Here is a 21002-nt window from a genome sequence, read left to right as displayed (position 1 = left end):
AAAACCCAGCTAAAGACCAGCGAGAATCCCGACCACGGCGTCGTAGGTCTGTTCCACGTCAAGGCTTTCCGTATCGACCACAGTGCATTTCGGACGCTGCCGCAGGTACGCCGCGAGGTGGTCGTGGACGCGGTCGATCAGCTCCAGCCCGCCGGCGCGGGTGATGATCTCGTCGATGTCGCGGGCCGGTCCGCTGTCGCTGGAGCGGGACGAGTAGCGGTCGAACGCGTGGGGCTTCGCCGCGGTCAGCACGATCTCGACGTACGAAGCTCCTGCGGCGCGCGCGGCGGCTTCGAACCCCGAGACCTCTTTCAGGTGCGTTGCCAGCTGGGGCATCACGACGGAGAACCCGGACCGCAGATGGGTTTCCGCCATGGCGACGGCGAGGCGGCGCGCGACGGGCAGGGTGGCGAAGAAGTCGTCGCGCCAGCCGCCGATGAGGGAGACGACGTGGTCGGTGTCGAGGTCGAGCACGCCGGGGTGGCGGTCGGCGTAGAGGCGCGCGACGGTGGACTTCCCGATGCCCGACGGTCCGTTGAGGTGGATGAGGCGAGGGCCGCCCCGGACGGATCCGGGGCGGCCCTCAGAAGAAGCAGTGCTCAACTCAGATGAGGCCGAGCTTCTGCACGGCGTCGCGCTCCTCGGCGAGCTCGCCGACGGTGGCGTCGATGCGGGTGCGGGAGAAGTCGTCGATCTCGAGGCCCTGCACGATCTCGTACTTGCCGTCCTTGGCGGTGACGGGGAAGGACGAGATGAGGCCCTCGGGGACACCGTAGGAGCCATCGGAGATGACCGCCGCGGAGGTCCAGTCGCCTTCGTCGGTGCCGTTGACCCAGGTGTAGACGTGGTCGATGGCGGCCGATGCCGCGGAGGCCGCGGAGGAGAGACCGCGGGCTTCGATGATGGCCGCGCCGCGCTTGGCGACGGTGGGGATGAAGGTCTCTTCGACCCAGGTCTGGTCGTTGACGGCCTCGGCGAGGTTCTTGCCGCCGACGGTGCCGTGGGTGATCATCGGGTACTGCGTGGCCGAGTGGTTGCCCCAGATGGCCAGGCGCTTGATGTCCGAGACCGGGACGTCGAGCTTCTTCGACAGCTGCGCGAGGGCGCGGTTGTGGTCGAGGCGGGTCATCGCGGTGAAGCGGTCGGCCGGTACGTCGGGCGCGTGGGACTTGGCGATGAGGGCGTTGGTGTTGGCCGGGTTGCCCACCACGAGGACGCGGATGTCGTCGGCCGCGCCGGCGTTGATGGCTTCGCCCTGGGGCTTGAAGATGCCGCCGTTGGCCTCGAGCAGGTCGCCGCGCTCCATGCCCTTGGTGCGGGGGCGGGCGCCGACGAGCAGGGCGATGTTGGTGCCGGAGAACGCCTGCTTGGGGTCGTCGAAGATGTCGATCCCGGACAGGAGCGGGAAGGCGCCGTCGTCGAGCTCCATCGCGGTGCCCTCAGCCGCCTTGACCGCCTGCGGGATCTCGAGGAGCCGCAGTTTCACCGGGGTGTCCGGGCCGAGGAGCTGACCGGACGCGATGCGGAAGAGCAGCGCGTAGCCGATCTGGCCGGCCGCACCGGTGACGGTGACGTTGACAGGGGCTTGGGTCATAGCGGGTTCTCCAGCTTGAGACGACTTTGGCTAGTACAGCGACTCTAGTACTCGCGGGTGCGATCGTTCGGGTGCGTCCAGTCACTCTCCGGTGGGTGTCGTGACGTTGGCCGCGAGCCGGCCCAGGAGTGTGGCGAGGGTCGCGATCTCGTGGTCGGTGAGGCCGGTGCGCATGCGGTTGTCGTGGGCGACGGCGGCTTCGGCGAGGCGGTGGAAGGTGGTTTCGCCGTGGTCGGTGAGTTCGACGTGGTGGACGCGGCGGTTTTCGGGGTCGCGGGTGCGGGTGAGCAGGCCGGCGGTTTCCATGCCGTTGAGGTGGTGGGTGAGGGTGGCGCCTTGGATGCCGACGGCGTCGGCGAGCTGGCGTTGGCTGGTGTGCTGGTGGGTTTTGAGGGCGATGAGGATCTGCCAGATGGGCTGCGAGCCGCCGACGGCGGCGAGGGTCTGGTCGAAGGCTTGTCCCGCGGCTTTGGCGGTGCGGGCGAGGACGACGCCGATGGGGGCGGTGGTTGGTCGTGGCACGGGTGCACCGTATCGCAGATTGATCGAAGTCTAAGTGTTTGACACCTAACGATTAGAGTTCTAACGTTTATCGCGTCAAGCTGCTCCACTGACCGCGGGAGGGATCATGGGCACCACCGAAGAGATCACCGACTTGGGGAAACGCTGGGTCGCGGCCGAGACGGCCGGGGACACCACGACGCTGGCCGGGATGACCACGGGTGACTTCACCTTGGTCGGCCCGCTGGGCTTCGTGTTGAACCGCGACCAGTGGCTGCAGCGCTACGAAGGCGGCGGGCTCGTCATGCGCCGGCTGGACTGGCGCGAGGTCGAGGTGCGCGAGCACGGTGACTCGGCGATCGCGGTCGGCGTGCACGAGCAGCAGGCGACGCACCAGGGCAACGCGGTGGACGGGCAGTTCCGGTCGACGCACGTGCTGGTGCGCGAGGACGGCCGGTGGTTGCTGGCGGGGATGCACCTGAGCCCGATCGGTGCGCCGCCGGCGTTCGCGCGCGGGGGTGCGTGATGGCGGAGCTGAACCACACGATCGTCTGGGCGACGGATCGAGGCGCGTCGGCGGAGTTCCTCGCGGGTGTGTTGGGGTTGGCTGTGGGTGAGGAGACGGAGCCGTTCCTGCCGGTGGTGCTGGGCAATGGGGTGACGCTGGACTTCGCGCAGGCGGGCAGGGCCCACAAAGTCGCCGGTCAGCACTACGCGTTTCTGGTGAGTGACGCGGAGTTCGACGCCGCGCTGGAGCGCCTCACGGCGTCGGGGACGGCGATCTACGCCGATCCGCTGCACCGCACGACGGGGATCAACGGGATGTTCGGCGGGCGCGGGTTCTACTTCGACGATCCGGATGGGCACAACATGGAGCTGCTCACGAGGGCCGGTTAGCGCCGGCCGGTGCGGGCTGGGTCGCGTCGACGTTGAACACGCGGCCCAGTGCGATGACGCCTTCGTCGAGGTGGCTGAAGCTGGAGACGACGGCGCGGGTTTCGGAGTCGTCGATGCGGTCGACGACGGGGGTGCCGTCGTCGCGGAGGAGCTTGTCCGTGGGGGCGGTGTTGGGGTGGCGGACGGCTTCGCCGACGAGGTCGATGTTGGCGAGTACGCGGCCGGCGAAGAGGTCGAGGCGGTCGGCGACGGGTCCGTCGAGCTGGCCGGGCTGGGCGCGGGCGGCGACGTGGCGGGCGCGGAAGGCGATGCCTTCGAGGGTGGTGAGCACGTGCCAGCCGTAGTCGCGCCGTGCGCTGCGGAGGTTGATGGGGTGGGTGAGCGGTTCGATCGTCTTGCGGACCTGTTCGACGGAGCGGTCGAGGTCGCGGGACATCTCGATGATGTTCACGTTGTCGCGGCCGGAGAGCAGGGTTTCGGCTGATTCGACGAACTCGTGCAGCTCGTCGAGGACGGTCGCGATGTCGTCGAGCATCACCGAGCGGGTGCGGACGGGGACGATGACCATGGCGGCGAGCAGTCCGGAGGCGGCGCCGACGGCGGTTTCGGCGACGCGGATCCAGAGGACCTCGATGCTGAAGGTGCCGAGCAGGCTGTAGAGCAGGCCGAGCATGCTGGTGACGAAGAAGGCCATGAGGAACTGCGAGACGCGGGCCATGTAGACCATGCCGAAGACGCAGACCATGATCAGGGCGAGGATCGCGATGGTGTTGCCGCTGACGAGCAGGGCCAGTGCGACGCCGCCGACGATGCCGATGAGGGTGCCGGCGGTGCGGCGGACTCCTTTGACGAATCGGGCGCCGGCGCTGGAGGTGCCGACGAAGACCACGAAGACGGTCAGTACGGCCCAGTACCAGCGTTGGTGGGAGATGAGCTGTCCGGCGAGGACGGCGAGCCCGCCGCCGATGACGGCCTGGATGGCGCTGCGAGTCTGGTTGTCGTAGGCGAACGCTTTGGTGGGTTCGGGTTCGTCGTCGTCTTCGTCGGGGGAGTAGTCCACTGTGGCCTCGCGGCGGGCGACGCGCTGGGCGCGGTCGTCGGCGACGGCGAGCTCGGCGATGGCGCGTCGGACGCCGTCGCCGGGGTGGGCTTTCTCGTCGATGCGGCTGCCTTCCACGAGCATGCGGCTGTATTCGCCGGTCTCGCTGATGAGCGGCAGTTCTCGGGGGTCGCGTTCCATGAGGGAGCGGAACTTCGCCAGGCGGGCGACGAGGTCGTCGGCGACGCCTTCGGGCATCGGGTGGGAGTAGGTGCGCTGCACGGTGATCGTGAGCCATTGGACGGCGAGCTCGACCTCGATGGCGCGGCGGCGCAGGAGGTCGGCGTTGCGGGCGTCGACGACGTCGGGGGCGTTGTCCTCGATGAGCAGGACGGATTCGTGCAGGCGGGCCAGGGCGGTGCGGATCTGGCGGTTGCTGCGGTCGCTGCCGGCGGAGGCGATGTAGGCCTCGGTGGCGCGCACGGTGGCGGCGACGCGGGCGCGGAAGGCGCGGCGGATGCGGATGAATTCGGTTTCGGCGTTGCGGCGCAGCAGGGCGAAGCGCACGAGGGCGTTGGCGGCGATGCCGGTGGCCATGGCGATGAGCAGCTGCGGGGCTTGGGAAAGGTGGGCCTGCAGGAACATGGGGAAGAAGAACAGGAAGAACGCCATGGAGCCCAGTGCGGTGCCGCGGGGGCCGAAACGCTGGATGTAGACCGCGACGAAGATCAGCAGGACGAAGACGATGCTGTCGAGCGGTGGGTAGGCGGCGCCGATGGTGGCCAGGGTGATGGAGCAGGCGCCGACGACGGCCGCGAGGCACAGCGTCACGGCTTGGCCGGCGCTGGTGGGGTCGTTGACGGTGAACGCGCTCATCATCGCGGCGATGGCGGCGACCAGTGACGTGGTGAGCGGGAAGTGCAGGGGCTGCAGCACGAGGATGGCGATGATGATGCCCAGCACGGCGGAGCCGGCCAGCCGCAGGCGGACGAGGCCGGGATCGGCTCCCGCCAGCCGGTCGAGGGCGGCGTCGCGGAGGTCGGCGATCATCGGGCGAGCAGCTCCCACTGGGCGAGGGTGACGCGGCGGCGGTTCGCCGCCGTGACACGCAAACGGTAGTGCTCGCAGGCCGCGGGGTTGTCGAGGACGAACGGGCGAATCTGGCGGCGCCAGCGGAACAACTCGTCGCTGCGACGGTCGAGCACCGTCCATCGGCGGCCGTCGGCGGAGCCTTCCAGCACCCACGCGGTCGGGTCGCCGTCGCGGCTGCCCGAGGTGAGTGTGTACATCGTGACTTCGCGGGGGTTGCCGTGCACGGAGAACTCGACCACCGGGGTGCGGGTGGTAAAGGTGGCTTCGGTGCGGCTGGTGTCGTCGACGAGGAGCGCGGCGGGACCGTCGGGGCTGTAGGCGGTGCCGACGAGGTCGGTCAGCGGCGCGGGCTTCGCCGGCGTGGCGGGTTCGGTACCCCAGGTGCCGGGCTCGCTGCGGACGTCGAATTCCAGCACGGCGCCGCGGGCGAGCACGGCGTGGGAGAGGGTCGCGGCGTGGTGGGGCCGGCCGTCGATGGTGAGGCCGTGGACGTAGGGCGTGTCGACCGTGTCCCCAGTGTCGGCGGCCGTCGCGGCGCCGGGGGCGCGGATCACGAGGTCGTGGCCGTTCTCCAGGTGCAGGGTCGCCTGGCGGAACAGCGGCGCGCACACCACGTACCGCGGGCTGCCGACCGTGAGCGGGTACAGGCCGAGCGCGGCGAAGACGTACCAGGCGGACATCTCGCCGTTGTCTTCGTCGCCCAGGTAGCCCTGGCCGAGTTCGCTGCCGAGGTAGAGGCGGCGCAGGACCTCGCGGACGGTGCGCTGCAGCTTCGCGGGCGCGCCGGCGTAGGCGTAGATCCACGGGATGTGATGCGAGGGCTGGTTGGAGTGGCCGTACTGGCCCATGCGTACGTCGCGGGCTTCGGTCATCTCGTGGATGAGGCCGCCGTAGGCGCCGGGTTTGCGGCCGGTCTCGGGGGTGGTGAAGAACGTGTCGAGCTTGGCTTCGAGGCCGGCGGTGCCGCCGTGCAGGGCGGCGAGGCCGGGCCCGTCGTGGGGCACGGAGAACGCCGTGTTCCAAGCGTTGGTCTCCACGAAGTCGCCGCCCCACGCCTTGGGGTCGTAGCCCCGCGCCGGGAAGTGCCGGCCGCCGTCGGGGGTGCGGCCCTGGAAGAAGCCGATGCGCGGGTCGAAGTGGTGCACGTAGTGCTGGGCGCGCTGGCGCAGGTAGGCGGCGTTGTCGGCGCGGCGGCGCGCCCGGGGGCCTTCGCTTTCGCGGGCGAGCGCGTCGGCGAGGTTGGCGAGGCCGAAGTCGTTGAGGCAGCCTTCCAGCGCCCACGAGAGGCCTTCACGGGTCGAGGTGGGCGTGTAGCCGAGAAACGGTGAGGTGTCGAGGCCTTTGCGGCCCACGCCGGCGCGGGGCGGGGCGACGGTCGCGTTTTTCAGCGCGGCGTCGTAGGCGGACTCGACGTCGAAGTTGCGCACGCCTTTGAGGTAGGCGTCGGCGAAGGCGACGTCGGAGCTGGTGCCGGTCATGAGGTCGGCGTAGCCCGGAGAGGACCAGCGGGCGATCCAGCCGCCTTCGCGGTACTGCTGCACGAACCCGTCGATCATCCGGCCGCAGCGCCCGGGGGTGAGCAGCGCATACGCGGGCCAGGTGGTTCGGTAGGTGTCCCAGAAGCCGTTGTTGACGTACAGCTCGCCGTCGACGATCTTCGCGCCGGTGTGCTTGCGGGTGCTGAACGCGCGGCCGCGGGCGACGGGGCTGGCGTGGCGGATGCCGTCGGGCGTGTTCTCGTGCGCGCGGTTCGGGTAGAGGTAGAGCCGGTAGAGGTTCGAGTAGAACGTGGCCAGCTCGTCCTCGCTCGCGCCCTCGAGCTCGACGCGCCCCAGCAGGTCCTGCCACTTCTCCCGCGCGCGGTCGCGGACCTCGTCGAACGTGGTGCCGGCCGGGATCTCCAGCTCCAGGTTGCGCCGCGCCTGTGCGAGGCTGATCAGCGACGTCGCGATCCGCAGGGTCACCTCCGGCGCGGCGAACTCCAGGTGGCCGGCCACCCGGCGTCGGAACGGGCCGCGGCCCCCGCCGGACGCGGGCACGTCGGCCTGCGCGTAGACGAACATCCGCCGCGCTCCGGTGGACAGGCGGCTGCGCACCCACGTGTGCCCGGTGACCACCCCGGTCGACGGGTGCACGCGCAGGCCGCCGCGGTTGCGGGCGTTGTCGAAGACCACCCAGCCGGCGCCGTCGGGGAAGGTGAACCGGAACATCGCCGCGTGGTCGGTGGGCGCGACCTCCGCCGCGACGCCGTTGCCGAACCGCACGCCGTAGTGGTGCGGCCGATCGGTCTCGTCTTCGTGGGAGAACGCGAGCGCGCGGCGCCGGTGGTCGGTCTCGACGGGACCGGTGCCGGGCATCAGGTGGAAGGTGTGGCGGTCGCCCATCCACGGGCTCGGCTGGTGGCTCAGCGCGAACGCCTGCAGCGCCGGCTCGTTCGCCGCCGTGTTGTGCCGGTGGTAGGAGTAGAACCAGTCCAGCGACCGCGCGTCGGTGACCGGGGTCCAGAAGTTGAACCCGTGCGGCACGGCCGTGGCCGGGAACGTGTTGCCGCGCGAGAAGCCGAAACCGGAGTGCGTGCCCCGTGTCGTGCGGACGTGGTCGACCGCGTCGCCGGTGCGCGGGTGGTGCTCGCCGATGCGCACGTCGTCGAGCCAGCCCTTGACGTCACGGCCGCCCAGCGCGTCGGTGAGCAGCACGATCCGGCGCACGCGGCGCCCGGCGAACGCGCCCAGCGGCCGGCGCACGAGGTTCCACTGGTCCACCAGCATCGTCTTCGCGTGCCCCTGCTCGGTGGCCGAGAACCCGGCGGTGCTGCCGTCGTCGAACTCGACGTCCAGTGCGACGAACGTGCTGCGGTAGGAAGGGACCGACGCGTCCGACGCCGGGAAGACCACGTAGGACAGTGCACTGTGGGCGGTGACCTCGACGTCGGTCTCGAACAGCACCGTCCGCGCCACACCGCTGTAGCGCAGCGCGCGCACGCCGGTGAACCCCACACCTGGTTTCGAGGTGGGGGACCGATCGGGTCCGCTGTCCACGCGGACACCGGAGGCGACCGGCTGCGGGTCACCCGCCTCGAACGATGAGAAGAACCCGGCGCTGGTCACGCGCTCACGGTAGTCGCTGCGCCACTGGTCGGCCTGCCGTGACCACGACCTCCCGGGCACCACTGATCCGGCGAATTGCCGGTAGGGGGATTTCGAATTGACATTGTCGCCATTGTGTGGCGAGCCGATTTCGCCCTCTCAGGCCACGAAATTCCGTTTCCGGCAACGGGATGGATGTCTCAACACTCATCACGTCCTTTTCCGGGCGTGGACTTTTATCGCGGCTAGGGTCGGATTTCATGGAATGGAGTTTTCACTCGGCCGAACAGCTCGCCACGGCCTTGCGGGCCGGCGAGGTGACCTCGGTGGAACTGACCGACGAAACGATCTCCCGGATCGAACGGGACGACCCGGCGATCAACGCGATCTGCGTGCCGGACTTCGACCGGGCACGGGCCACCGCGCACCGTGCCGACCAGGCACGCGCCCGCGGCGAGGACCGGCCCCTGCTCGGCATTCCGGTGACGGTCAAGGAGTCCTACGACATCGCCGGATTGCCCACGACTTGGGGCCTGCCACCGCACCGCGACCACGTGCCGGCCGAAGACGCGGTGCAGGTGTCGCGGCTGAAAGCCGCCGGCGCGGTGGTGCTCGGAAAAACCAACGTGCCCTTGGGTCTGCAGGACATCCAGAGCTTCAACGAGATCTACGGCACCAGTAACAATCCGTGGGATCACGATCGCACGCCGGGCGGCTCCTCCGGCGGATCAGCGGCGGCCCTGGCTTCCGGATTCGGCGCATTGTCCATCGGCTCCGACCTCGCCGGTTCGCTGCGCACCCCCGCGCATTTCTGCGGCATCTACGCGCACAAGCCGACACTCGGGCTGGCGGCCACCCGCGGCGGCATGGTCGCGCCGCCGGCACCGCCATTGCCGGTCGACCTCGACCTCGCCGTCGTCGGTCCGATGGCTCGCACCGCCCGCGACCTGGCGCTCCTGCTTGACGTCATGGCCGGACCGGACCCGTTGACGCTCGGCAAGGCGCACCACGTGACGTTGCCGCCCGCACGCCACGAGAAGCTGTCCGACTTCCGCGTCCTGGTCCTCGACGACCATCCGCTCATCCCGATCGGGTCCGCCGTGCGGGCGGGCGTGAACCGGGTGGCCGACGCGCTCGTCGACGGCGGTGCCCGCGTCCACCGGCACAGTCCGCTGCTGCCTGACCTGGCCGAAGGGGCGACGCTGTACATGCAGTTGCTGATTTCGGGCTCCGTCGCGCGGTTTCCCCTCGACGGATACGAGCAGTTGCAGGCCCGCGCCGCCGGGCTGAGCCCGGACGACCGGAGTCTCGACGCCGTGCGGCTGCGCGCCATGGTGTTCAGCCACCGCGACTGGCTCGAGGCGAACTACCGTCGCGAACTCCACCGCCACGCGTGGCGGCAGCTGTTCGCCGAGTTCGACGCCGTGGTGTGCCCGATCACCCCCACCCCCGCGTTCCCGCACGACCACGACCCCAACCCACTGGAACGGCGCCTCGACATCGACGGCGTCGGGTACCCGTACTTCGACCAGCTCGTCTGGGCCGGTCTCGCCACCATGCCCGGTCTGCCCGCCACGGCCATCCCGGCGGGCCGCTCCCCGGAGGGCCTGCCGGTGGGAGTGCAGCTCATCGGCCCGATGTTCGAGGACCGCACCCCACTGCGGCTGGCAGATCTGCTCGAACGCGAGATCGGCGGCTTCCAGGCACCGAAGTAGCGAACCTCCGGACACAGGTGTGGCCCCGCAGGAAACCCTGCGGGGCCACACCTGTCAGCTCAGCCGGCTACAGCTTCGCGCACTGTCCTGCGGCCGGGCCGCGGACGGTGTTGGCGAGGTCGTGGTCGGTCGGGGCGGGCGTGTTGCCCGTGCAGGCCAGCGGCCCGCCCACAGTGCTGCCGGCCAGCACCGGCCCGTGGTTGCCCGTGAAGGTCGCCGGGCCGCCGATGTCGGTCAGCTCGACCGAGACGGCCCCGGTCGTGCCCGTGATCGCCACCGGACCCGACACCTTCGTGCGGTTCAGCACCACCTGGCCCGCACCCGTCGCCGCGAGCGGACCCGCGATCGAGCCACCGCGCACGACCAGCGACGCACCGGCGGACACGGTCACCGGACCGGACACCGTCGCGCCCTCGAGGCACACCGTGCCGCTCGACACCGCCAACGGACCCTTCTGCACACCCGTCAGCGTCTTCGTGCACGACGCGTCCGGCCGGCCCAGCAGCTCGAACTCCGCCAGCGACGCCGGACCGCCGCTGCTGTCGGTCACCGTGAGCCGGTAGTAGGCGTAGTGCGCCGGGTTGGCCACCGCGAACGCCCGCGTCTGCTGCCGCCACGGGAACGTCTGACCGGTCTGCTGGTCGGCGACCGCCCACGTCTTCCCGTCGTAGGAACCCTCGAGCTGCCAGCTCTTCGGATCACCCGCGCCCTTCGGCGAGGTCAGCGTGTAGTGCGTGACCGCCTCGTCCGTCGAGTTCAGCTGGTAGGTCACCGCGCCGGTCACCTTCGCCTCGGTGCGCGACGAGTTGTCGATCAGCGCCGCCGCGTTCGAACCGTCCGAAGTGGACAGCGTGCCCTTGCCGGCGCCCGTCTCGTCGTGCAGCGGCGTCGGCACCGCGTCGCCCGTGGTGATCGACTTCGGCGCGTCGTCGGCACCCGTGCCCCAGACCGAGGGGTTCGGGCCCATGTCGAAGTCGAGCGTCGCCCCGTGCGAGAGCACGTCCTGCGGCAGCGACGTCGACGTCCAGGCCTTGCCGTTGATCTTCAGGCCCTGCACGTAGACGTTCTTCGCCGAGTTCTTCGGCGCGTTGATCACCACGTCACCACCCGGCAGGTGCAGCGTCGCCTTGGTGAACAGCGGCGACCCGATCGCGTAGTTCGGGCTGCCCATCTGCAACGGGTAGAAACCCATCGCGCCGAACACGTACCACGCGGACATCTCACCGTTGTCCTCGTCGCCCGCGTAACCCTGGCCCAGCTCGCTGCCCGAGTACAACCGCGAGAGCGCCTCACGCACCTTGGCCTGCGTCTTCGACGGCTGACCCGCGTAGTCGTACATGTAGAGCAGGTGGTGCGAAGGCTGGTTGGAGTGGCCGTACTGGCCCATCCGCACGTCCCGCGCCTCCCGCATCTCGTGGATCGCGCCGCCGTAGGTGCCCGGGAAGGTCGCGGTCTCCTGGTCTGCGAAGAACTGGTCCAGCTTCTGCGCCAGCTTGTCCTTGCCGCCGTAGAGGTTCGCCAGCCCCTGCCCGTCCTGCGGCACGGTGAACGCCATGTTCCAGCCGTCGGTCTCCGTGTAGTCCCCGCCCCACACCCGCGGGTCGTACTGGTCGGCCGTCTTGGTGAACTTGCCGTTTGCGTCCTTGCCCTGGAAGAACTCGATGCTCGGGTCGAACAGGTTCACGTACTGCTGCGCGCGGCTGGTGAAGTACTGGTAGTTCTCCAGGTACTCCGCCTTGCGTGGGTCACTCGCCGGCGCCTCGTCGTAGAGCTTCTTCGACAGGTTCGCGATGCCGAAGTCGTTGACGTAGCCCTCGATCGCCCACGAGAAGCCCTCACCCGTCGTGTTCGGCGTGTAGCCGAGGAAGATCGACTGGTCCAGACCCTTGCGGCCCACCGCCGAGTTCGGCGGGGTCACCGTGGCGTTCTTCAGCGCCGCGTCGTAGGCCGACTTCACGTCGAAGTTCGTCACGCCCTTGAGGTAGGCGTCGGCGAACGCGACGTCGGAGCTCGTGCCCGTCATCAAGTCCGCGTAACCGGGGGAGGACCAGCGCGCGATCCAGCCCGAGTCGCGGTACTGCTGCACGAACCCGTCGACCATCTTCCCGGCCATGTCCGGCGTGAGCAGCGAATACGCCGGCCACGTAGTGCGGTAGGTGTCCCAGAAACCGTTGTTGACGTAGATCTGGCCGTCCACGATCTTCGACCCGGTCTGCGTCGCGGTGTCCGAGCCGGTCTTGGCTGCCACGGGGCTGGCGTACTTGTAGGCCGGGGCCTGCGGCGTGCCGGTGTTCTCGAACGCCTCGTTCGGGTACAGGAACAGCCGGTAGAGGTTCGAGTACAGCGTCTCCAGCTGGTCCTTCGACGCGCCCTGCACCTCGATCACGCCCAGCTGCTTGTCCCACGCCTGCTGCGCGGCGTCGCGCACGGAGTCGAATGTGGCCGTCGGGGCGAGCTCCTGCTGGAGGTTCTTCTTCGCCTGCTCCACGCTGATCAGCGACGTCGCGATCCGCATCGTCACCGTCTTGTCCGCGCCCGCGGCGAACCGCAGGTAGCCGGTCACGTTGTCGCGGCCCTGGCCGGTCAGCTTCGCCCCGGCGGTCACCGGCTTGTCGAAGCTCGCGTAGACGAACATCCGCCCGGCACCCGCGGACAGCCCGCTCTTCGCGTCCGAGTACCCGGTCAGCGTGCCCGTGGCCGGGTCGAGCGTGAGCCCGCCGGAGTTGTTCACGTTGTCGAAGATCAGGCTCGAGTCGTTGCCCGGGAAGGAGAACCGCATGACCGCCGCGTGGTCGGTCGGCGCGATCTCCGTCTTGATCCCGTTGTCGAACGTCACGCCGTAGTAGTGCGCCCGCGCGACCTCGTTGTCGTGGGAGAACGCCAGTGCCCGCGCGTCGCGGTTCGCGTCCGGCACCCCGGCCGCGGCCGACGGCATGACCTGGAAACTCTGCCGGTCACCCATCCACGGGCTCGGCTCGTGGCTCGCCGAGAACGCCTGCAGCTGCGGACGGTTGTCCGCGTTGTTCTGCGTCGAGTAGTTGTACAGCCAGCTATCCGAACCCGCGTCCGTCACCGGCGTCCAGAAGTTGAACCCGTGCGGCACCGCCGTGGCCGGGAAGTTGTTGCCCCGCGAGAACGTGCCGTTGGCCATCGTGCCGCGCGTGGTCAGCACGTTGTCACTCGGGCGCTGGCTCGCCGGCGGCGTCGGGGTCGCTGAGATCTTCACGTCGTCGAGCCAGCCCTGGAACGCGCCCGGCCCGTTCGGGTTGTCGTAGCCCACGAGGATCCGGTCGATCGTCTTGCCCGCTGCGACCGTGCCGACCGCCGAACGCACCAGGTTCCACTGGTTCGCGTACAGGATCTTGCTCGCGCCTTGGCCCGACGGCGTGAGCGGGAACCCGTACTGGTCCGTCGCGCCCAGCCCCGACAGGTACGTGCCGTCGGTGAACGCCAGGTCGATCGCGACGTTCGTGCTCGGGTACTTCAGGTCGTTGCCCGTGAGCTGCGGCTGCACCTTGTAGGACAGCTCGGTGGTCGGGACCACCGGCAGGTTCACGTCGAACACCTTGTTGTAGGAGTATCCGTGCCCGGCCGCGGTCTGCGTGCCGGCGTAGCGGAACGCCTTCTTCCCCGTGAAGCCCACGCGGTTCTTGTTGGTGTACCCGCTGGTGGGCCCGGAGTCGACGAAGCTGCGCATGTTCGGCAACGGCGGCGGCGGCGCGTCGTCGTTGGCCAGCAGCAGCTCCGACATCTGCAGGATGTCGTCGCCGTGGTTGCGCGTCACGTCGAGGCGGTAGTAGCGGTAGGCCGCGCTCGGCGCCACCAGCTTGTACTGGTGCTCCTGGAACCGCGCGTCGAACGACTGATCCGACTGCTTGTCCAGGTCCGTCCACTGCTGCGCGTCGTTCGACCCCTGCAGCGTCCAGTCCTGCGGATCACGGCCGGGGAAGTCGTTGGCCGAGCTGATCGCGTAGTGCGTGATCGCCACCGGCTCCGACAACGTCAGCTGCGCCCACGCCGTGGGCTCCCACGAAAGCCACTTCGTGTCCGTCGTGCCGTCGACCAGGTTCGCCGAGACCTCACCACCGTCGGTGTTCTCGCTGCTCGCGCTCGTCTCGGTCACCTTGCCCCGGATGTCACCCGGGATCGTGGCACCGTTCGCGCCGTTGACCCCCGAGGTCCGCGGCTGCCCCGCGGCATCGGTGTCAACGGTGTCCTGCCACGTCGGCTGCGGATCGGACGGCTCGAACGAGGACGAGAAATCCGGCGGAGGGGCGTCCGCCGCGGCGGTCGAGGTCGCCGGCACGGCGACCAATCCGGCCGCCGCCACGACCGCGACCAGCGCGGCGCGGACGGATCTGACGCTTCGGGGCATCGTTGCTCCCAGCTTGTCGGGGCGGGTCGGGCGCGCCCGCGCAGGAACCCTCCCGGCGGCGGCGCTACGGAAGGGAAACCCGCGTGTGACATCGATGTCAAGATCCGGTGGGCAAACCTGGCCGGAAACGGACAACGCCGGACGTACCCGCTGGCGCATCCGGTCGCCGGACGCATCAGAACCCGCGGAACACCCCGTCCTCGTCCGCCGCCGACGTGAACTCCTCCCAATCCATGTTGGCCAGCGCGATGTTGTTCTCGATCGAGTACAGGTGCTCCGCGACCACCCGCAGCCGCCCGCTCACGCGCGGGCTTACCCGAACCACCAGCAACGGCAGCTCCGCCGACGCGAGCGCCGTCCGGTCCGCCAGCACCAGCAGCGCCCACTCCGGCGCCAGCGCGACCAACTGGTCCGCGGTCGCGTCGCGGTACGCCGGGTCGTCGACCACGTGCAGGTCCGGCAGGAAATCCTCTTCGATCGGGGTCGTCACGGCGGTGCAGACCGCGTCCCAACCCGCCGGATCGGCGAAGTCCGTGCGGATCAGCAGGCTGGTCTGGAGGTCGGGCAGTCGGTCCATGGCGATCAGTGAACCGCAGCCGCACAGTCGGCCGTCACCGGGTTCACACCAGGGAGCCTTGCGCGGCCGGGTGGCGCATCCGGAAATCTCGCGCACCGGATGGCCGCCGCCGGTATAAGGGGAAGATGCCCCCTGAAGCCATCGACCAGGCGGCGGCCGACGACGCCGCGCGCCGCCGCGCCGAGACCGCGCTGGCCTCCGGCGACCCGACGGGATGGTTCGAACCCCTCTACGCCGCGGCCGAAGCGGGGCAGGCCGTCGTGCCGTGGTACCGCGGCGAACCGGGTCCCGAGCTCGCGGCCTGGGCGGCGGCGAACCCCGGCCAGGGCCGCAGCGCGCTCGTCGTCGGGTGCGGCATGGGCGACGACGCGGAACTGCTCGCAGAGGCCGGCTACGCGACCTCTGCATTCGACGTCTCGCCCAGCGCGATCAAGGCCGTGCTGAACCGCTTCCCCGACACGCGCGTCTCCTACCGCACCGCCGACCTGCTCGACCCGCCCGCCGAATGGCACCACGCCTTCGACGTCGTCGTCGAGATCCTCACCGTGCAGTCCATGCCGAAGTCCGTGCGCGACGCGGCGATCGCGTCGGTGGCCGGCTTCCTTGCGCCCGGCGGCACTCTCGTCGTCGGCGCCTTCGCCGAGGAGAGCATCGACCTCGCGACCTGGTCCGGACCACCCTGGCCGCTCAACCGCGCCGAACTCGTCTCCTTCGCCCGCGACGGCGTCCAGGCCACCACCGTCGACCGCGTCCGCGACGGCAGCCGCTGGTGGGCCCAGTTCACCCGGACGGCCTGACGTGAACCCGATCCTCGAACGCTGGTTCACCGAGCACCTCCCGGACCTTCCTCCGACCGAGGTGCTCACCGCGCTGCTCATGGCCGCCCAGCTCGGCCACGCGGCCCCCGACGACGTGCTCGACGCCTGGGGCCGCGAAGTCGTCACCAGCCGCCGAATCGTCGACCAGTCCGAACCCGAGTTCATCAACCAGGCCCGCCGGCGCGGCTGGTCCTGGGAACGCATCGCCGAACGCCTCGGCCTCCCGAGCGCCGAAGCCGCCGAACAGCGCCAAGCCACCCTCGAAGCGGAACTCGACCGCACGCACCCGCAGAACCTGCCGGGCGCCTGGCGCGCCTAGCGTCACGGACGGCCACCGCGCCAGATGAAGCTGCCCGTCACCATCCACCACGCCCGTCTGGGAACCGACGAGTTCAGGGTCATCCGGCCCGCCTGTCCCTTGACACACACGCTGCTCACGGACCGTGACTGGCACCTGGCCGTATACCTCGCCCAGGACGCCGCCCTCATGATCGCCGGCCTGTGGATGCTCGCCGCCCGCTCACCACGCTCACTGACCCACTTGCCGATACGGGCCAACCGCCCGCCAGCCTGCAACTGCCCTGGCACCACCAGCCCCCGACTCGACCTGGTGCTGCTGCACCATTCCTTACAGTTCACCCCGGCCTGATGGAAGCAAGTGCAACAACGGCTCAGCCCCGGCCTGATGGAAGCAAGTGCGACAACGGCTCAGCCCCGGCCGCCCCCAGACCGCCACCCTGCCCGAGGCAGACCACGCCGATGAGATGTCCATCGACTACGCGGCCCGCCACTACCGGGACAACCACGACAAGTTCCACCAACACCTGCACGCCGAGACACTGTTCATGACCGGCAGCGCGAAGGTGTTCCGAGAGACCGCCGGGCGCTTCCTCGACATCGCAAGACAGGGGCCAGCCTTCGTCGCAACCCCGAACTACCCGCACTACTGCACAGAGTTGCACGTAGGCGACGGCATCCTGGCCCACGCTCGCGAACTCCACATCGAATACTGCGACCAGTGGCCCGACTGATCACACAACGCTGAGACTCAACGGCCGGCCGGCCAATCCACCGGTTTCACTATCCGATGCGGCCGTTCGAGGCCGCCACCTTCCAACGACCACGCGATCGCCCACAACCCGCTTCGCCCGCCGGTCACCAGAACCCCCGCGGGACAAGGGCGCCTAACAGGACTCCAGGAACCGCTTCAGCACCCGCGTCCCGAACCGGAGCCCCTCGACCGGCACGCGTTCGTCGACGCCGTGCGCCATCGCGCGGTACGGGAACCCCTCGGGCAGCGACAGGGGAGCGAAGCCGTAACACGCCATGCCCAGTTTGGAAAACGCCTTCGCGTCCGTGCCGCCACCCATGCAGTACGGCACCACCACGGCGTCGGGATCCTCGCCGCGCAGCGCGGCGGCCATGGCGTCGAACCACGGCGAGTCCACCGGCGCCTCCACGGGCGGCTGGTGCGCCACGAACTCCCGCGTCACCCCGGGACCCAGCAGCGAGTCGAGGGCCTCGAACAGCTCGTCCTCCGCGTCCGGCAGCACTCGCACGTCCACCTGGGCCGTCGCGGTCGACGGGATCACGTTCACCTTGTAGCCGGCGGACAGCATCGTCGGCGTGGTGCTGTTGCGGACCGTCGGCACCACCAGCGAACCCGCCGGACCGAGCCGCGCCACCGTCGCGTCCACCGCGTCACCCGAAGAAAGGTCGACGGGCACACCCAAAGCCGCACCGGTGCGGTCCAGGAACGCCCGTACGGTCGGGGTCAGCCGCACCGGCCAGCGATGCCCGGCGATCCGGTGCAACGCGTCGGCGAGCAGGGTCACGGCGTTCTCGTCGTTGGGGCGCGAACCGTGCCCGGCCCGGCCGCGCGCGGTCAGCTTGATGTGCGCGGTGCCGCGTTCGGCCGTCCCGACCGGGTACAGCCGCACGGTGCGCCCGTCGGCCGCCGGCACGTGGTAGCTGTAGCCACCCGACTCGCTGATCGCCGCGACGCAGCCCTCGAACAGCTCCGGGTGCCGCTCGACCAGCCAATGCGCCCCGAAGTCGCCCTTGTCCTCCTCGTCCGCCACGAATGCCAGCACCAGATCCCGGCGCGGCCGCAGCCCCGACGCGACGGCGGACAGCACCATCGCGCAAAAGTCCTTCATGTCCACCGCGCCCCGGCCCCACAGGAACCCGTCACGCACCTCACCGGAAAACGGCGCCACCGACCAGTCCGCCGCGTCCGCCGGCACCACGTCCAGGTGCCCCTGCACCAGCAGCGCCGGCAACGCCGGATCGGCACCCGGGATCCGCGCGATCACATTCGCCCGCCGCGGCGCCGACTCCACGATCTTCGCCGAAACCCCGTGCCGCCCCAGGAATTCGGCGACGTACTCCGCCGCCTCCCGCTCGCCCTCGGAGTCGCCGCCACCGCGGTTGGTCGTGTCGAACCGGATCAAGTCCGCGCAGACCTCGACGACGTCAGCCATAGATGCCCTGCACCGCCCCCGCCGCGATGGCCGTGACCACCTTGAACGCCTTCATCGCCTCGGTCATGCTCGGCGCGTCGAACCCCACGCGGCGCGTGCCGATCTGCTCCACCGTCGGGATCACCGCCGTCGCCTGCGCCAGGTGGCTCGCGTCGAACTCCACCTCGATCCGGTGCCGCCCCGGCAACCGCTCCACCCTCCCGGCCCGCACGCACGAGTCCAGCGCCGCCGTCCTCAGCAGCTCCGCCGTGCGCGCCGGCGGCAGGCAGATCGCCGCGTACCGGCTCACGCACTCCTTCACCGGCACCAGCTCCGCCTCCGGAGCGTAGTCACGGGCGTCTTCGCACGCCTGGTCGTCACCGCTCACCAGCAGCACCGGCACGCCGTACTCCGCGGCCAGCGCCGCGTTGAGCCGGCCCTCGCTCGCGGGCACGTCGTCCAGCCACACCCCGGTGATCTGGTTCTCCAGGTAGGTGTGCGACAGCACCCCGTCGAACCCGGCGCCCGCGTGGTATCCGAGGAACACCACACCGTCCACACCGGAATCGATGCCCTGCATCATCGACAACGGCTTGTGGCGCCCCGTGAGCATCCGCGCCCGCGGGTCCAGCTCCTCCAGCAACAGGTTCCGCTGCGACGAATGCGCCTCGTTCACGAGGACGTCGGACGCACCGGCATCGAACAACCCCTCCAGCACCGCGTTGACGTCGCCGGTGAACAACCGCCGGAACCGCTGCCAGGGCTCGGTGCCGGGCACGACGTCGTCGGTCCACGTGACGCCCGTGGCGCCTTCCATGTCCGCCGAGACCATGATCCGCATGCGGGCACTCTAGTCATCCTACGTCCGGCCCGCGGCGGAACACCCGAGGTCACCCACGGTGACCCCGCTTCGCACATAACGATCGGACCCGCACAGTTGTCGGAACATATTGCGCCCTTCCCTCGGTATGTGGTTACTTTTCGAATCTGGGGCTAGACGATGGGGTGGTCTTCAAGTGCGGATCAAGCACGTTCGGCGCGGGGTGAACCGCGCCATCGCGGTTCTGGCCGCGGGAACCATGGCGATTCTGCCGCTGGCGGGCACCGCCGTGGCACAGCAGCCGGCGCAGCCGAAAGTGCTGCGGGTGGCGCTCACGACCGGGATCGATCACCTGAACCCGTTCACGGCGTCGCTCGCGGCGTCGACGCAGGTCGGCCGGTTCATCTACGAGTTCCTCACCATCCCGAGCGCGGACAAGGCCGAAGCCTCGCCCGCGCTCGCGGAGTCGTGGACGACTTCGCCCGACAAGCTCACCTGGACGTTCAAGATCCGCCAGGGCGTGAAGTGGTCCGACGGGCAGCCGGTCACGGCCAAGGACGCGGCGTTCACCTTCCAGCGCATGCTCGACGACGAGACCGCGCGCACCGCGAACGGCAACTACGTCGCCAACTTCCAGAGCGTCGCCGCGCCGGACGACACGACGCTGGTCGTCAAGACGAAGGCCGTGCAGGCCACCATGGACCTGCTCGACGTGCCGATCGTGCCCGAGCACATCTGGGCGCCGATCAAGGACCTCAACGACCCGAAGACCGACGACCTGTCCGTGGTCGGCGTGAGCGACGGCCCGTACCAGCTCACCGAGTACAAGCAGAACGAGTACGTGAAGTTCAAGGCCAACACGTCCTACTGGCGCGGCGCGCCCAAGGTCGACGAGCTGCAGTTGCTCGTGTTCAAGGACGTCGAGGCCGCCGTCAACGCCCTCAAGCAGGGCGAGGTCGACGTGATCAACCGGCTCACCCCGACCCAGTTCGACGCCCTCGCGGGCCAGCCGAACATCGCCACCAACAAGGCACCCGGGCGCCGCTACAACGAGATCAACATCAACTTCGGCGTCGAAGACGTGAACAACAAGCCCATCGGCAACGGCAACCCGGTGCTGAAGGATCTCCGTCTGCGCCAGGCCATCGCCCAGAGCATCGACACCAAGACCATCGTGGACAAGGTCATGGGGGGCTACGGCCAGCTCGGCGGAGGCGTCGTCCCGCCGATCTACTCCGCCTACCACTGGGATCCCGCACCGACCGAGGCCCGCAAGTTCGACCTCGCCGCCGCCAACGCGGCGCTGGACCAGGCCGGCTACACCAAGGGCCCGGACGGCGTCCGGATCGCCCCGGGCGGCGCGCGCCTCGAGCTGCGCCTCACCGGCCACGCCAACCGCGCATTCGACCAGCGCACCGCGCAGTACGTCACGGGCTGGCTGCAGCAGATCGGCATCTCGGTCAAGCAGGAGCTCGTCTCCGACGAAGAGCTCAACGACCGCACCACCGCCGGCAACTACGACCTCGTGATCTCCGGCTACGCCACCAACCCCGACCCGGACTACGCGCTCGCACTGCACACCTGCGCCTCGCGGCCCAACGCCGAGGGCAAGGGCGCCACTACCGACACCTTCTTCTGCGACCCGACCTACGACGGGTTCTACAAGCAGCAGCTCACCAACACCGACCCGGCCACCCGCGCCGGCTACGTCAAGCAGGCCCAGGCGCGCCTCTACAGCCAGGCCGTGAACGTCGTCCTCGACTACGACAACGCGCTCGAGGCCTACCGCTCCGACAAGTTCTCCGGCTTCCAGACCCAGCCGCAGCCCCAGGGCTCGATCCTGGAGCAGACCGGATACTGGGGCGTCTACGGCGCCGTCCCCGCAGGCACGGAGAACACCGCCGCCGAGAGCGGCGGCTCGAACACCGTGCTGTGGATCGTGCTCGGCGCGGTCGTGGTCGTGGTGCTCGTCGGCGGCGGCGTCCTGATCGGCCGGCGCGGCAAAGCCGCGGACGACCGGGAGTAA

At 69.7% G+C, this 21002-nt stretch carries 17 protein-coding genes; 8 read left to right on the top strand and 9 right to left on the bottom strand.

The genetic code is table 11. The features are described from left to right. Positions 1 to 9 precede the first annotated feature (9 nt). The 3 genes from ABZU76_RS48395 to ABZU76_RS48385 form a co-directional block, all read right to left on the bottom strand. Positions 10 to 603 carry an AAA family ATPase gene (locus ABZU76_RS48395; protein ID WP_354884268.1) on the bottom strand — a complete coding sequence of 198 codons (594 nt, stop codon included), beginning with the start codon at positions 601 to 603 and terminating at the stop codon, positions 10 to 12. 1 nt (position 604) lies between these two features. Then, positions 605 to 1594 (bottom strand): malate dehydrogenase, encoded by a 990-nt coding sequence (locus tag ABZU76_RS48390; protein WP_220240662.1) that lies wholly within the window; start codon positions 1592 to 1594, stop codon positions 605 to 607. Positions 1595 to 1675: 81 nt separating this feature from the next. Continuing rightward, entirely contained in the window at positions 1676 to 2116 is a 441-nt protein-coding gene (locus ABZU76_RS48385; RefSeq protein ID WP_354884265.1) for a MarR family winged helix-turn-helix transcriptional regulator, read from the bottom strand. Between the two features lie 106 nt (positions 2117 to 2222). Between ABZU76_RS48385 and ABZU76_RS48380 the strand changes: the two genes are divergently transcribed. Then, a complete protein-coding gene (locus ABZU76_RS48380; protein WP_354884262.1) occupies positions 2223 to 2621 on the top strand; it encodes a nuclear transport factor 2 family protein in 399 nt (132 codons plus the stop codon). Further along, on the top strand, positions 2621 to 2992 hold the full coding sequence (locus tag ABZU76_RS48375; RefSeq protein WP_354884259.1) for a VOC family protein: 372 nt from the start codon (positions 2621 to 2623) through the stop codon (positions 2990 to 2992). The genes ABZU76_RS48380 and ABZU76_RS48375 overlap by 1 nt, the downstream gene beginning before the upstream one ends. Here ABZU76_RS48375 and ABZU76_RS48370 read toward each other — a convergent pair. Together ABZU76_RS48370 and ABZU76_RS48365 are read right to left on the bottom strand one after the other, a co-directional pair. Beyond that, positions 2976 to 5081 (bottom strand): FUSC family protein, encoded by a 2106-nt coding sequence (locus ABZU76_RS48370; protein ID WP_354884256.1) that lies wholly within the window; start codon positions 5079 to 5081, stop codon positions 2976 to 2978. The two genes, ABZU76_RS48375 and ABZU76_RS48370, sit on opposite strands and share 17 nt — an antisense overlap. Next, the gene (locus tag ABZU76_RS48365; protein WP_354884253.1) at positions 5078 to 8230 is read right to left on the bottom strand and encodes a GH92 family glycosyl hydrolase; all 3153 of its coding nucleotides are present in this window, start codon (positions 8228 to 8230) and stop codon (positions 5078 to 5080) included. The genes ABZU76_RS48370 and ABZU76_RS48365 overlap by 4 nt, the downstream gene beginning before the upstream one ends. Positions 8231 to 8469: 239 nt before the next feature. Here ABZU76_RS48365 and ABZU76_RS48360 point away from each other — a divergent pair, with 239 nt between their 5' ends. Beyond that, on the top strand, positions 8470 to 9924 hold the full coding sequence (locus ABZU76_RS48360) for an amidase (protein ID WP_354884250.1): 1455 nt from the start codon (positions 8470 to 8472) through the stop codon (positions 9922 to 9924). 67 nt (positions 9925 to 9991) lie between these two features. Here the strand turns inward: ABZU76_RS48360 and ABZU76_RS48355 are convergent, their stop codons facing one another. Together ABZU76_RS48355 and ABZU76_RS48350 are read right to left on the bottom strand one after the other, a co-directional pair. Further along, a complete protein-coding gene (locus ABZU76_RS48355; RefSeq protein WP_354884247.1) occupies positions 9992 to 14299 on the bottom strand; it encodes a GH92 family glycosyl hydrolase in 4308 nt (1435 codons plus the stop codon). 175 nt (positions 14300 to 14474) lie between these two features. Next, positions 14475 to 14876, bottom strand: coding sequence for a hypothetical protein (locus ABZU76_RS48350; RefSeq protein ID WP_354884244.1), 402 nt, complete (start codon positions 14874 to 14876; stop codon positions 14475 to 14477). Positions 14877 to 15001: 125 nt separating this feature from the next. Between ABZU76_RS48350 and ABZU76_RS48345 the strand changes: the two genes are divergently transcribed. Genes ABZU76_RS48345 through ABZU76_RS48330 form a run of 4 tightly spaced genes read left to right on the top strand, consistent with a single transcriptional unit; the run spans position 15002 to position 16725 of the window. Next, entirely contained in the window at positions 15002 to 15673 is a 672-nt protein-coding gene (locus ABZU76_RS48345; protein ID WP_354884241.1) for a class I SAM-dependent methyltransferase, read from the top strand. A 1-nt stretch (position 15674) separates the two neighbouring features. Further along, positions 15675 to 16013, top strand: coding sequence for a hypothetical protein (locus ABZU76_RS48340; protein ID WP_354884238.1), 339 nt, complete (start codon positions 15675 to 15677; stop codon positions 16011 to 16013). Positions 16014 to 16037: 24 nt separating this feature from the next. Beyond that, positions 16038 to 16343 (top strand): hypothetical protein, encoded by a 306-nt coding sequence (locus ABZU76_RS48335; RefSeq protein WP_354884235.1) that lies wholly within the window; start codon positions 16038 to 16040, stop codon positions 16341 to 16343. Between the two features lie 46 nt (positions 16344 to 16389). After that, positions 16390 to 16725 (top strand): hypothetical protein, encoded by a 336-nt coding sequence (locus tag ABZU76_RS48330; RefSeq protein WP_354884232.1) that lies wholly within the window; start codon positions 16390 to 16392, stop codon positions 16723 to 16725. Between the two features lie 153 nt (positions 16726 to 16878). Here ABZU76_RS48330 and ABZU76_RS48325 read toward each other — a convergent pair whose 3' ends face one another. Together ABZU76_RS48325 and ABZU76_RS48320 are read right to left on the bottom strand one after the other, a co-directional pair. Continuing rightward, complete coding sequence (locus ABZU76_RS48325; protein ID WP_354884229.1) at positions 16879 to 18177, bottom strand: M20/M25/M40 family metallo-hydrolase; 1299 nt, start codon at positions 18175 to 18177, stop codon at positions 16879 to 16881. Further along, positions 18170 to 18997, bottom strand: coding sequence for a M55 family metallopeptidase (locus tag ABZU76_RS48320; RefSeq protein ID WP_354884226.1), 828 nt, complete (start codon positions 18995 to 18997; stop codon positions 18170 to 18172). The genes ABZU76_RS48325 and ABZU76_RS48320 overlap by 8 nt, the downstream gene beginning before the upstream one ends. 238 nt (positions 18998 to 19235) lie before the next feature. Here ABZU76_RS48320 and ABZU76_RS48315 point away from each other — a divergent pair, with 238 nt between their 5' ends. After that, positions 19236 to 21002, top strand: coding sequence for an ABC transporter substrate-binding protein (locus ABZU76_RS48315; RefSeq protein WP_354884291.1), 1767 nt, complete (start codon positions 19236 to 19238; stop codon positions 21000 to 21002).

The sequence above is a fragment of the Amycolatopsis sp. NPDC005232 genome (assembly GCF_040607795.1).
In the GTDB taxonomy this organism is placed as follows: domain Bacteria; phylum Actinomycetota; class Actinomycetes; order Mycobacteriales; family Pseudonocardiaceae; genus Amycolatopsis.
Note: the sequence above shows the minus strand (reverse complement) of the source record. Positions and strands in the feature narration are given on the sequence as shown.

Bases quoted from the DNA above. Each gene is read 5' to 3' on its own strand.
- ABZU76_RS48350 (WP_354884244.1), bottom strand. From the start codon at position 14,876: ATGGACCGACTGCCCGACCTCCAGACCAGCCTGCTGATCCGCACGGAC.
- ABZU76_RS48360 (WP_354884250.1), top strand. From the start codon at position 8,470: ATGGAATGGAGTTTTCACTCGGCCGAACAGCTCGCCACGGCCTTGCGG.
- ABZU76_RS48325 (WP_354884229.1), bottom strand. From the start codon at position 18,177: ATGGCTGACGTCGTCGAGGTCTGCGCGGACTTGATCCGGTTCGACACG.
- ABZU76_RS48390 (WP_220240662.1), bottom strand. From the start codon at position 1,594: ATGACCCAAGCCCCTGTCAACGTCACCGTCACCGGTGCGGCCGGCCAG.
- ABZU76_RS48370 (WP_354884256.1), bottom strand. From the start codon at position 5,081: ATGATCGCCGACCTCCGCGACGCCGCCCTCGACCGGCTGGCGGGAGCC.
- ABZU76_RS48345 (WP_354884241.1), top strand. From the start codon at position 15,002: ATGCCCCCTGAAGCCATCGACCAGGCGGCGGCCGACGACGCCGCGCGC.
- ABZU76_RS48320 (WP_354884226.1), bottom strand. From the start codon at position 18,997: ATGCGGATCATGGTCTCGGCGGACATGGAAGGCGCCACGGGCGTCACG.
- ABZU76_RS48355 (WP_354884247.1), bottom strand. From the start codon at position 14,299: ATGCCCCGAAGCGTCAGATCCGTCCGCGCCGCGCTGGTCGCGGTCGTG.
- ABZU76_RS48315 (WP_354884291.1), top strand. From the start codon at position 19,236: ATGGCGATTCTGCCGCTGGCGGGCACCGCCGTGGCACAGCAGCCGGCG.
- ABZU76_RS48335 (WP_354884235.1), top strand. From the start codon at position 16,038: ATGAAGCTGCCCGTCACCATCCACCACGCCCGTCTGGGAACCGACGAG.
- ABZU76_RS48375 (WP_354884259.1), top strand. From the start codon at position 2,621: ATGGCGGAGCTGAACCACACGATCGTCTGGGCGACGGATCGAGGCGCG.
- ABZU76_RS48380 (WP_354884262.1), top strand. From the start codon at position 2,223: ATGGGCACCACCGAAGAGATCACCGACTTGGGGAAACGCTGGGTCGCG.